General features: G+C 37.2%; 14 protein-coding genes and 1 other annotated feature. Of the genes, 2 read left to right on the top strand and 12 right to left on the bottom strand.

Annotated features, from left to right (window positions below; all coding sequences use genetic code 11):
* Positions 1–13: 13 nt before the first annotated feature.
* The 4 genes from PSR12_RS15180 to rpmG all read right to left on the bottom strand — a co-directional run bounded on the left by PSR12_RS15180 (position 14) and on the right by rpmG (position 3247).
* Positions 14–1909, bottom strand: coding sequence for an LTA synthase family protein (locus PSR12_RS15180; RefSeq protein ID WP_004231024.1), 1896 nt, complete (start codon positions 1907–1909; stop codon positions 14–16).
* 280 nt (positions 1910–2189) lie between these two features.
* Entirely contained in the window at positions 2190–2399 is a 210-nt protein-coding gene (locus tag PSR12_RS15185) for a YqgQ family protein (protein WP_004231021.1), read from the bottom strand.
* Positions 2392–2985, bottom strand: coding sequence for a 5-formyltetrahydrofolate cyclo-ligase (locus PSR12_RS15190; RefSeq protein WP_221680130.1), 594 nt, complete (start codon positions 2983–2985; stop codon positions 2392–2394). The genes PSR12_RS15185 and PSR12_RS15190 overlap by 8 nt, the downstream gene beginning before the upstream one ends.
* A gap of 112 nt (positions 2986–3097) precedes the next feature.
* Positions 3098–3247, bottom strand: coding sequence for a 50S ribosomal protein L33 (rpmG, locus tag PSR12_RS15195; protein ID WP_008408521.1), 150 nt, complete (start codon positions 3245–3247; stop codon positions 3098–3100).
* A 150-nt stretch (positions 3248–3397) separates the two neighbouring features.
* On the opposite strand from rpmG, the gene PSR12_RS15200 reads away from it, so the two are divergent.
* Together PSR12_RS15200 and PSR12_RS15205 are read left to right on the top strand one after the other, a co-directional pair.
* A complete protein-coding gene (locus PSR12_RS15200) occupies positions 3398–3850 on the top strand; it encodes a hypothetical protein (RefSeq protein ID WP_263082506.1) in 453 nt (150 codons plus the stop codon).
* A gap of 3 nt (positions 3851–3853) precedes the next feature.
* Complete coding sequence (locus tag PSR12_RS15205; RefSeq protein ID WP_221680128.1) at positions 3854–4336, top strand: hypothetical protein; 483 nt, start codon at positions 3854–3856, stop codon at positions 4334–4336.
* Positions 4337–4380: 44 nt separating this feature from the next.
* On the opposite strand, the gene PSR12_RS15210 is transcribed toward PSR12_RS15205, so the two are convergent.
* From PSR12_RS15210 to pstC, 8 genes are all read right to left on the bottom strand, one after another.
* Positions 4381–4953 (bottom strand): anthranilate synthase component II, encoded by a 573-nt coding sequence (locus PSR12_RS15210; RefSeq protein WP_221680127.1) that lies wholly within the window; start codon positions 4951–4953, stop codon positions 4381–4383.
* Entirely contained in the window at positions 4950–6335 is a 1386-nt protein-coding gene (gene trpE / locus PSR12_RS15215; RefSeq protein ID WP_221680126.1) for an anthranilate synthase component I, read from the bottom strand. Before trpE ends, PSR12_RS15210 begins: the two co-directional genes overlap by 4 nt.
* Positions 6336–6475: 140 nt before the next feature.
* Positions 6476–6686: a binding site (T-box leader), on the bottom strand.
* 39 nt (positions 6687–6725) lie between these two features.
* Positions 6726–7796 (bottom strand): mechanosensitive ion channel family protein, encoded by a 1071-nt coding sequence (locus PSR12_RS15220; protein WP_221680125.1) that lies wholly within the window; start codon positions 7794–7796, stop codon positions 6726–6728.
* Between the two features lie 76 nt (positions 7797–7872).
* The gene (locus PSR12_RS15225) at positions 7873–8745 is read right to left on the bottom strand and encodes a vWA domain-containing protein (RefSeq protein WP_221680124.1); all 873 of its coding nucleotides are present in this window, start codon (positions 8743–8745) and stop codon (positions 7873–7875) included.
* Between the two features lie 177 nt (positions 8746–8922).
* Positions 8923–9582 carry a phosphate signaling complex protein PhoU gene (phoU, locus tag PSR12_RS15230; protein WP_004231007.1) on the bottom strand — a complete coding sequence of 220 codons (660 nt, stop codon included), beginning with the start codon at positions 9580–9582 and terminating at the stop codon, positions 8923–8925.
* A gap of 13 nt (positions 9583–9595) precedes the next feature.
* The gene (gene pstB, locus PSR12_RS15235; RefSeq protein WP_004231006.1) at positions 9596–10429 is read right to left on the bottom strand and encodes a phosphate ABC transporter ATP-binding protein PstB; all 834 of its coding nucleotides are present in this window, start codon (positions 10427–10429) and stop codon (positions 9596–9598) included.
* 12 nt (positions 10430–10441) lie between these two features.
* Positions 10442–11320: a phosphate ABC transporter permease PstA gene (pstA, locus tag PSR12_RS15240; RefSeq protein ID WP_221680123.1), complete on the bottom strand. Its 879-nt coding sequence runs from the start codon at positions 11318–11320 to the stop codon at positions 10442–10444.
* A 1-nt stretch (position 11321) separates the two neighbouring features.
* The gene (gene pstC / locus PSR12_RS15245) at positions 11322–12269 is read right to left on the bottom strand and encodes a phosphate ABC transporter permease subunit PstC (protein WP_004231004.1); all 948 of its coding nucleotides are present in this window, start codon (positions 12267–12269) and stop codon (positions 11322–11324) included.
* Positions 12270–12286 lie beyond the last annotated feature (17 nt).

Here is a 12286-nt window from a genome sequence, read left to right on the forward strand (position 1 = left end):
GATCTCTCTTTGATTACTTAACTGAATCCTGCTTTAAATTACCTGTTTTTTCGTCATAGAAGCGAAGTAAGTCGCCATTAATGATGGCATCGGAATTTTCTAGCTCCATTGTGGCACGATCAGCATAAGACTGACATGGCTCACCATCTATTTCTTCGCCAGTTGCTTTGTCATAGCAAGCTTCACCAGCATAGACGTATTTATCTGTAATAAAGCGTCCATCACGGAAGACTACAAAGTCCTCATGCTCTGGAGAGAATAAATCCGCACCCATTTGCATATCTTTTGACGTTTCAACGCCAAGAAGGTGTAAGATCGTTGGACGTAAATCCATTTGTCCTGAAATCTCAGTCATTTCTTTTCCATCGCCCGCTCCTGGGATGTGAATGAATAAAGGTACTTCTTGAAGCATTGCATTATCCATTGGTGTAATTTGATCTTTTCCTAAATATTGTGCCATTGCTTTATTATGGTTCTCAGAAATACCATAGTGATCCCCATACATCACAATAATAGAATTATCATAGACACCTTGATCTTTTAACTGTTGGAAGAAGTCTTTTAATGCCTCATCCATGTAACGTACTGTTTGGAAGTAACGATTTAATGTACCTGAATTTGAATCATATTCAGGAATCATAATATCTTCTGGATCCAATGTAAATGGATAATGGTTCGTTAAAGTAATAAGTCTAGAGTAGAATGGCTGAGGCATATCTTTCATTAAAGCAGCTGATTGCTCTAAGAATGGAACATCTTTCATTCCCCAGTTTACAGCTTGCCCCTCTTCCACAGTATATGAATCTATATCGTAGAATTTATTAATTTTTAACGATTGATACATCATGTCACGATTCCAGAATGATTTATTATTAGGGTGCATGACATTTGTAAAGTATCCATTTTCTCCAAGGCGTTCAGCCATTGAATTATACGTATTTCCACCATGCGTGAAGAATACAGCACCTCGACCTAAACCAAACAATGAGTTTTCAACAATAAACTCGGAGTCAGATGTTTTTCCTAAACCTGTTTGGTGATAGAAGTTACTGAAATAATACGTATCTTTATCTTTTGTTAAAGAGTTTAAAAATGGCGTAATTTCATGACCATTCATGTCATTATTAATGACAAAGTTTTGTAATGACTCCATCGACACCACAATCAGGTTACGACCTTTATATTTCCCAAACATCTCTGGATTTACAGCAGCCTGATTAGAGCGTATATAGTTGTTCACTTCTACTAGTTCACTACCATCGGCTAACGCACGTTGTGCAGATGATTTAGATTGAATATAAATGTCATACAAGTGGTAATTGTACGTACCAATGTTTTTTACTAATAATTCGCGGTCAAAACTACGTGTTAGTAATTGTGGACGCTCCGTTTCTGCTAATCCTAAATTTAAGAATGTCATTGCTATTGCAAGCACAAAAAATGCACGACGGAATTCAATATTCACTTTAAATGCATCTTTCATTTTTGGTAAAAATTTATTCGCTAAGATTAAGATAACGACATCAACGAAATATAATACATCCCAAGGCTCAACAATGGCTGCTACTGATGTTCCTAAGTCACCAAAGTTACTTGTTTGGAATAATACTGGTAGCGTAATAAAATCATTGTAGAATCGATAGAACGCTACATTTCCGTATAAAACAATGGACAAAATAACGCTGACCGTAATCAAATAACGATTTCTAGCTTTTGCTGATTTAAAGAATAGTGATAAACCATACGTAAATAGCAAGAAGCTTAATGGATTAATAAATAAAATAAACTGTTGCATTGCATTTTCAATTTTCATTTCAAAGCTTGTGTGGTAAACAATGACCGTTTTGATCCAAGTTGCTATAATTGCTAGTATCATAAATGAATGTTTAGGCCACTTTATTGATTTCATTCCTAACATCCTCCCTACTTCCTTACAAAAAAATAATAATTTTTTACATTTTGTTACGGAAACAAAATATATCTTAATCCTTTTTTAACAGATAATCAACACATATCTCATGGAAAATTTTTTCTCTTTGCTCTTTCTATGCACCAGATATCTATATATACGTTTTGCATTGTAAAAAGTTTCGTAAAAACATAAAAACAGCGGAAACCCACTGTTTTTAAGAATATTACATACATGTTACATTAATTTTACAATACCCAATTACATTATATTTCAAACATTACTTTTTATGCTCTTCCATACGAAGTCTTGTTGTTTCTTGTCGAATAAGCAGGAGGGCCATTTGATAATCTTTTATATCTAGTACATTCGCTTTATAGAGCTCACGTATTTCATCCTCCATCAGCATCAAATCGCCAATAGGATCACGTGTATAAATATAGGTACCATATGTTTTCAAGAGTTCATAAATATCTAGCATTTTATCCATTTTCGTTCGCTCCTCGTTGTGCAACACAGTCAATACGTTTTGTAGGCGTCACAATGATATCTACTGGGCAATCATGTGCTTCAGTAGGAACACAATCAATGATTTGCTCATCAAAGAGCAACGACATCAGCTTACCCTTGTTATAGTTTAATACATAGCGGTCATAATAACCACCGCCATAGCCGATTCGATAACCGTATGGATCAAAAACAACGCCTGGTACAATAATGATATCCATCTCATTTGCGTCAACAAACTCACTTTTTGCTGGAATGGGCTCACGCAAATGCATATATACAGTTTCAAGCTGTGCAAATGAATCAATTGCATAAAATGACATTTCTCTTGTTTTCGGGTGACATTTAGGAACTGCGACCTTTTTCCCTAGTTTCCATAATTCCTCAATTAGAAGAATTGTGTCGACTTCTGGCTTATTTGAAATGGTCATACCAATTGTATTTGCTTCTATTATATATGGTTCCTGTAGCACCTTTTTTAACACAGCTAATGATTGACGATAATAATCTTCATCCGTCAAGGTTGCAAGGTCTTTGCGTACCGTGTTTCGTAAAGTTGTTTTATCCATCTAGGCTACCTCCTATATCGTAAAACGTCATATCCTCCTGGAAGTGTTACATTGAATGATTTGATAAAATGTAGAAAGCCAAAACCACTTGTGGTTTTGGCTTAATGAGCGATTACTTAGTTTCACGGTGAAGAGTGTATTTCTTCTCGCGAGAGCAATATTTTTTAAGTTCAAGACGCTCTGGATTGTTACGCTTGTTCTTTTTAGAAATGTAGTTACGTTCGCCGCAATCTGTGCAAGCTAAAGTAATATTTACGCGCATCATTAACCCTCCCACTCTATATCAAGAATTTAAATTTGAGCATGATTTATACGACTAACCTATTATAACATAAACTGAAAAAAAATCTACCTTCATTTCATATTAAGTTTGCATATGGTAAAATATCTTATAATTACATACTACATTGAGGTGAAACTATTGGATTTATCCATCGTATTAATGAGTATCGGAATTTTTCTGATCATTGTTTCGTTCTTTTTCAAAAATAGCACGAAAAAAATCGAACAAGATGTCGAAGAATTATCTATCTCCATCTTCCAAGAAACGAATAATTTAAAGCGTCGCCTTAAGATTGTGGAGGAAGAACTTTTACTAGAGCCTGAGTTCCAAGTGAAATCAAAATCAAGTATCCCTCCAAAAGGTCAAGATCCTAAAGTGCACCAAGTCATGCAGGCCGTTCAACAGGCTGCACAGGCTTCAAAAGTTGGACAAACCACAGCAGCAGCAAAACCGATTCATCAAATTATTATTAGTCAGGTACTTGAATTAAATAAACAGGGACTTTCTGTAGCAGATATTAGTATTCGCTCAAATTTAACAGAAGAGCAAGTTCGGCAAGTGATTGCAAACGGGGGGCGTTAATTAATGAATAAGTCTGCCATTCGTGCATTTGGTATAGCCGTTTTTCTTGTTGGGGCATTGCTCGCACTCGCAAACCGCTTCGATGTAACTATTGGTCTTCCTACCAAGGAATTTTCCAATCAACAACAGGTAGAAGAACTACAAAACAAATTAAGTAAGGCCAATCAAGAAATTGCCTCGTTAAAGGATCAATTAAAGCAAGTACATACGACTGAAAAAACTTCTACAACAGATGCATCTGAACAAGCTGATGAAGAAACGGCTACGGATGTAACAACGATGTCTCTGCAAATCTATAGTGGCATCACACCGTATAGTGTGGCACAAAAACTTGAAGACGGTGGCATTATTACCAATAGTGTTGAAATGGAGTTACTACTCGCTAACCCTAAATATGCTAGAAGCTTACAAATCGGCTCCTATGAGGTCAATTCTTCCATGACCTTAGAAGAAATAGCTAATTTAATTACAGGCAAGAAACAATAACTTAAAAAGCTGTCGCCCATTCAGATGAGGCGACAGCTTTTTTATTAAGCTATACTTTCCAGAAAGGCTTGCATCATCATACTGCCTTCTTTTGTGCCGATTGATTCAGGATGAAACTGCAGCCCATAAAGAGGATATTCTTTATGTTGAATGGCCATAATCTCTCCGTCATCTCCCGCTGTGGCGAGTATCTTAAAATCCTTGTGTAAAGTTTGTTCTTCAATAATAAGTGAATGATATCGCATAACCTCGATATCTCCATCTAATTGGGCAAATAAACCTGTTTGCTCGTATTGTAATGGGGACAGCTTTCCATGCATAATGTTTTTGGCCTGCACAATATTTGCGCCAAAAGCCTGCCCTATAGATTGGTGCCCAAGACAGATACCTAAAATAGGGATTTTTTGATAGAGCACCTTGATGACCTCTATTGTTATACCTGCTTCATTTGGCGTTCCTGGCCCTGGTGATAAAATGATGGCTTCTGGCGATAGTTTTTGAATTTCTTCTATAGTAATGGCATCATTTCGTATGACCTTGACGCTTTTTCCAAGCATACTGATTTGTTGAAATAAATTATAGGTAAAAGAATCATAGTTATCTATTATTAAAATCATTTTTTTACCTCCAATAGGGCACGTGCCTTATTCAGTGTTTCTTCATATTCTGACAATGGAATCGAATCATAAACAATACCTGCTCCTGCCTGTACATGTGCCTTTTGGTCCTTAATGAGCATCGTACGAATTGCGAGGGCCAAGTCCATATCACCAGTTGTCGAAATATAGCCTACCGCTCCCGCATATACCCCACGCTTTACTGGTTCTAATTCATTAATCAATTGCATGGCACGAATTTTTGGTGCCCCTGACACTGTACCAGCAGGTAAACAAGCACGAAGTACATCCAGAACATGAAGGTCATCTCGCAATTCAGCAATCACCTCAGATACCATATGCATCACATATTTATAGCGCTCTATTTTCATGTATTTGGTTAGCTTGACGGAACCGACTTTTGCAATACGACCAAGATCATTGCGACCTAAATCCACTAACATACGGTGTTCAGCTATTTCCTTGCTATCCTCTAATAGCGCATTTGCGATTGCTTCATCCTGTTCTATTGTCGTGCCACGCGGCTTTGTACCCGCTATTGGGTTGGTTGTCACTTTTCGATTTTTTACCTTTACAAGACTTTCAGGAGATGTTCCTAAAATAACATAGTCCCCATAATCCATATAAAACATATAGGGTGACGGGTTAGACGTGCGCAATTGACGATAGAGCGAGAATGGCGAACCTGTAAATGGTGCAGAAAAACGTTGCGATAACACAATTTGGAAAATATCACCTCTCAAAATATGCTGTTTAGCACGTTCCACCAAAGCAATAAATCGTTCCTTTGAAATCATTGGCTTAAACTGTAACTCATCCACCTTTAATGCCTCAAAGGTTGTGCCTGCACAAAGCTGTTGCTCCATCGTTGTAATAGCAGCTTCCATCTCCTGTAATGAACGTCCATCCTGAAATAGATCAATCGAAGCTAGTGTAATTTCCTGTGTTAGATGATCAAAAACAATAAATGTATCATAGAAAAAAACATGAACATCAGGCATAGCTAAATCATCCTGTAAATAGTCACCTATTTGTTCTGTGTAAAATGCTGTTTCATAGCCAAAGAAACCTATAGCTCCTCCAAAGAAAGCAAAAGGATAGCTTTCTTCATGAAAGGGTATTAGTTCTTTTAATCGATCAAGCACATTGCCCCTAGCCTTGTCATTTTTTGATCCTTTTGAAAACACGAATTCTTCATTGTTTCCTTTTAGTTCAGCCACTGGATTGATAGCGATAAAGGAATATCGCCCACTTTCCTCATGTTTCGCTGAGGATTCGAACAACATTTTATGCTGCCCTTTCAGTGATTGATACACAGAGATCGGGGTCATCATATCCCCCTGTAATACTTTCATAGCATACTTTCTAAGCTCAACTGCCATACTCTCTTCTCTCCTTCTCTAAGCTCTGCTCATCTACACCTCATCTATCTTTAGCAGCAGAAATCTGCTAAAGGCTTTCTCTTCATTCAGCTAAAATATATGCTGTCTAAAGAAAAAAATATAAAAAGGCCTTTCCATCACAAAAGGACGGAAAAGCCGTGGTGCCACCTTCATTGGTCTCCTGATAAGAAAACCCTCTTTAAGCCTTATAACGTAGGCATCCGCTAATCCATACTGTTTTCAGGATTAGAGCTCCGAAGTCCATTCACTAAACATTTGTACTAGTTTTCACCAACCACTAGCTCTCTATAACAAATTGTACTAGCTACTACTCTTCATCAAAGCTGATTTCTTGGTAATATTGTAAAGCAAACTATCTTACAATTCAATTTATTTTTTATTTCGTAGACTTTCATCTTCAGGATGGCTAGCTAATGTAATCGATAGCTCCTCCATTATTTGACGAATGGCAAATAAAATATCCTGTCGTACTTCCAGCATAACAGCAGTATCATTTGTGGCAACAAAGAATCGAACAAGCACGCGATACGAATCATAATGAAACTCATCTATAAATACATGAATCATGTCTTTCTCTGTTTTAGCATGTAAATAAATTTCCTTATGAATGGCCGTTAAAGCGCTACGTATGTCTTCCTCATCATTATCAGCAGCGATATATAAAAACTGCTCACATTTCCGTTTTTCTCGCTTAGATAAATTATAAAGTGGACGGTTCACTAAATAGGAGTTCGGCACATATACAAGTCCTTTGTCTCCTGTTTGAATTAACGTACTTCTTAAATTGATATCCTCAATCGTTCCTTCAATTTTTTGATCCTCTGTCGCTATCCAATCTCCTATTTGGAATGGATTATCTAAAGCTACGGACATGCCACCAAATACATGCGCTAGTGTATCGCGAATCCCAAAGGCAATCGCCACACCCGTTAAGCCAATTCCAGTTAAAAAGCCATTCAGATTAAAATCCCAAAAGGAAGCAATCGTAAACATAGCAAAAATCATGATAAGCACTTTACCTATTCGTAGGAAAAACGGTAATAAAACATTCTGATCCTCTTCGCTCGTTAATTCAAATGGTTGTTTCGTATAGAAATTCAAAACATCATAAATCCCTTTAAAAGCAAGAAACACCATAATAGACAATACAAAATTCTTTGTTGATGGATGCGTAAATAAAGGAACCTTTATTAAATAAGATAAGCTGAGCACTATGACCGTCGTCATAAAGGCATAGCCAATTGCTTTACTAAATTGAGCCAGTACATTTGCTTGGAAATTGCGCTGACGATCTTTTAAAAATAGCACGACACGATGAATAATTTTTTTGATGATGAATCGTTGAATAAGCCAACCGACTAAACAAATAATGACGGCAATTAAGCCATCTAGCCAAGTTGGGACTGTAAATTTAGGTAATAACCAATGTAATGAATCCATGTATATCTCCTTTATAACTACCTATGTATCGCCAGCAAAAAGGAGCCGACCTTCAGAAATGGTTAGCCCCTTCTTGTTATTGTATGGCATCATCTGCAAAAAAAGCCTTACTAGCAAACCAAAATTGCTGTTTATTAAAATTATGTTCATGCATGGCAATCACTGAAAATTCAGCATGATATTTTTGCTTCATTTCCTTTAGCATCGTTTTGGCTTGCTTGCCAACGAGATGCTGCCCATCAATAGGTGCTCCTTCTGTAAAAATAATGACATCTGCTTCTGTACCTAATTGATTTTCCTGTAGCAATGCTTTCACAAATTGTAAAACAGGTAAAATGGCTGCCTCTCCCTTTGCCTTATATTCGATAAAACTCTTAAAATCAGCTAAATTTAAATGCCCATTTTCAAAGCGATAGTGGACATGAATTTGCCGATCATACGGTACAATGTATAAATCACGGCCTTCCCGATGCGCACTCATAAATAACGCTAAAATCATACTTTTACAAATCTCAGAATAAGCGGCCATTCCTGTCGTTTGTTCTAAACAAATAATCATCGGGCCAGGGTCTTGTTGATAATCATGAAAAGGTACATAGTAAATATTTCCGCTTTTCGTTGTCTGTTGCTTAAGCTTTTGACGTCTAAGCTCTGACCATTTTCGTTCATAATACTGGCGTTGCTCTTTGCCGTTTGCTAAGCGTTCTGCCTTCTCAATAGCAGGAATATTCTCTTGGATTTCATGCATAATATCCGTCAATTCCAGAGCAAATGCTGCCATATTTCGTAATGGTTCACTCTTGAAAAAATAATCGATAAAATAATGTTGTTCCCCTTCACTTAACTCCTCTATATGTAGGTTTTCATAGAGAAAACGTAAATAGTCAAGTTGTTCTATTGTCAACTGCTTGTCAAATTGCTTGATGAGGGATTCAATAGCATCTTTCATATAGCAGCACCTCCTAAGCACCACATTTTTTGGATAATGTCTATAGTATAACCAAAAAATTTTTTTGACAATACAAAAACGCTCGCTATAAAGACGCTACAGCCAAAGACAATGTTGCTGCTTCAGGAGATTTTTTTCTGCAAATGAAAAAAAGAGCTAAAACGCAGCTCTTCTCTCTTAATTATTTAATTCATAATGTTTGCCCTTTACTAAGTAAAATAGATGTTCAGCAATATTTGTAGCATGATCAGCAGAACGTTCTAAATAGCGGCAAATAAATGTTAGGTGTGTAATCTGTGAAATATGGGAGGGATTTTCTACCCCAGCACGAAGTAAAAGGGTGATCGTCGCTCCGTATAAATCGTCCACGTAATCATCTAACTCTGCAATCTCTTTAGCGCGTACCGTATCTTCCTCAGTAAAGGCCTTCATGATGCTCTCTAGCATTTCTACTGTTTTATTACACATGGTTTGGAGATTTGTTATTGGGAAAATCATTGGCTCCTTACCGATTCGAATTGCTTCTTTAGCTATATTAACCGCATAGTCCCCTACTCTTTCCATATCTGAAGCTGCCTTTACAAGAACCATGAGACGGCGTAAATCTGTTGCTACTGGCTGCTGCTTGGCAATCATTAGGATCACATGGTCATTAATTTCTTCTTCAAGGCGATTAATGATTAAATCGTCTTCCAAAATTTTTAAAGCCTTTTCTAAATCCTGCTCTACCAATGCTTCAAAAGCTGTTTTTAATGCAAGGATACTGCTATTGGCAATTGCAAGAAATTGCCCCTGTACCTCTTTTAACTCTTGTTCAAAACGTTCACGTACGATCATTCATTGCTCCTCCTTAGCCGAAACGTCCCGAAATATAGTCTTCTGTACGTTGATCTGCTGGTGTTTGGAAAATAACATCCGTTTTATCGTATTCGACAACCTCTCCACTTAGGAAAAATGCTGTACGATCAGAAATACGTGCCGCTTGCTGCATATTATGTGTCACGATGACAATGGAATAGTCCTTTTTCAGTTCTTGGACCAACTCTTCCACTTTCAATGTAGAAATCGGGTCTAAGGCAGATGTTGGCTCATCCATTAAGATGACATCAGGCTCAATCGCTAAGCAACGTGCAATACAAATACGTTGTTGCTGACCACCTGATAATCCGTAGGCATTTTGATTCAAACGGTCTTTTACCTCGTCCCAAATGGCTGCCCCTCTTAATGACTTCTCCACAATTTCATCCAGAATTTTTTTATTTTTAATGCCATGAATTCTTGGTCCATAGGCAATGTTATCATAAATAGATTTTGGAAACGGGTTTGGCTTTTGGAATACCATCCCTACACGTGTTCTTAATTCTTCTACCGTATAGTTTTTATCTAAAATATTTCGCTCACGATATAAAATCTCTCCTGATGTACGTACGATTGGTACAAGTTCAACCATGCGGTTTAATGTTTTTAGATACGTAGATTTCCCACAGCCAGATGGTCCAATAATAGCCGTTACTTCATTTTCATAGATGCTTAAATTAACATCTTTTAAACCATGATGGTCACCATACCATAAGTTTAAATTGCGTGTATCATAGACAATATTTTTCGCCACATCTGCTACAGACTTAGTCGTTGCCTGATTCCGTTTGACAATTGTTTTTTCCTCTTTAAAATCTAATACCATAAGGTCACCTCATTAATAACGTTTTTGGAATTTATTTCGGATATAGATGGCGATCGAATTCATTAATAACAGCACTGTCATAAGCACTAAAATACCTGCTGCCGCTACATACTGAAAGGCTTCTTGTGGTCGTTTTGCCCAATCATAGATTTGCATTGGTAATGCTGTAAATTGACTCAGTAAACCATTCGGTAAAAACTGCAGGATAACTGGAATTCCAATTACAACTAGTGGAGCTGTTTCTCCAATGGCACGAGACAAGGCTAAAATACTTCCTGTTAAAATACCTGGAATGGCAGCTGGCAATACAACACGCAAAATCGTTTGCCATTTCGTTGCACCCATGCCATATGAAGCTTCACGTTGTTCGTTTGGCACTGCACGAATAGCCTCTTGAGCCGCTACAATGATAACCGGTAAAATTAACAAACTCATTGTAAAGCCAGCAGCTAAAATACTTTTTCCTAGATCCATCATACGTACAAAAATAGTTAATCCAAGTAATCCAAAAACAATGGAAGGAACACCTGCTAGATTCGATATATTCATGCGAATAAAGTCATTGATTTTATTTTTCTTGGCATACTCCTCTAAATAAATCGCAGTACCAACTCCTAAAATAATCGATACTGGTGCTACAACTGCCATTAACCAAAGCGAACCGATTAAAGCAGCTTTGATACCTGCCTTATCCGCAAATCGTGATGCAAAATTCGTCAAGAAATCGATGTTTAAGTAATCAATCCCCTGTGTCACAATGCGGTACAGTAAAACAGCTAAAGTAACAAGTGCAAACGTTGTAGCTAAGAAAAATAGAGTTTTCCAAACTTTATTTGCTGTAATACGCTTTGTCATTCGTTTCATGACGACTGTGTCATCCATATAGCGCATGCTAGTAAACCTCCCTGAAGCGTTTCGAAATATAGTGAGCAAGTAAATTCATTACTAGCGTAAAGATAAATAGTGTGAATCCTACTGAATAAATTGAGTAATAAATGGTTGTACCGTAACCCGCATCACCAGTTGAAACCTGTACAATGTATGCAGTCATTGTTTGAATAGAGTCTGTCACATTGAGGTCAAATTTCGGTGTTGAACCACCTGCAAGTGATACAATCATTGTTTCTCCAATTGCCCGGGAAATAGCTAACACAACTGAAGCGATAATCCCTGAAAGCGCAGCGGGTAATACCACTTTGATTGCTACTTCAAATTTCGTCGCACCTAGAGCTAAGGCTCCCTCACGCATACTATTTGGTACAGATGACATGGCATCTTCTGAAAGAGACGTAATCATTGGTAAAATCATAATCCCTACAACAATACCAGGACTTAATGCATTAAATAGTTTGAGTCCAGGTACAATTTCTTGTAAAACTGGTGTGACAAATGTTAAAGCGAAGAAGCCATAAACAATTGTTGGCACACCTGCTAATACCTCTAAAATAGGTTTCACTGTACGTCGTGTTTTCTCACTTGCATATTCACTTAAATAGATAGCTGAAGCAATTCCAAATGGTACAGCTACTACAACTGCAATAAGTGTCACTTTTAATGTACCAGCGATTAATGGCAGTATCCCAAATAACGGTTCGTTACCTGAAAACGGTAACCATTTAGTACCGAAAAGGAAATCCGTAATCGACACGCGTTTAAAGAATTCAAACGTTTCAAAAATAAGGGTGAAAACAATGCCAAATGTTGTTAATATCGAAATAATAGCTGCAGAAAATAATAGAGCTGGCATGGCTTTTTCCACTATTTTCTTTGTTTTTTGGTTGCGCGAATTTGCAATTAATTGCTGCACAGATGATGTCTTATCTTCCTTTTGAGAAACCATTGGGAGCTCCTTTCAAA

This window comes from Lysinibacillus sp. G01H (genome assembly GCF_028872195.1).
Lineage (GTDB): Bacteria > Bacillota > Bacilli > Bacillales_A > Planococcaceae > Lysinibacillus > Lysinibacillus capsici.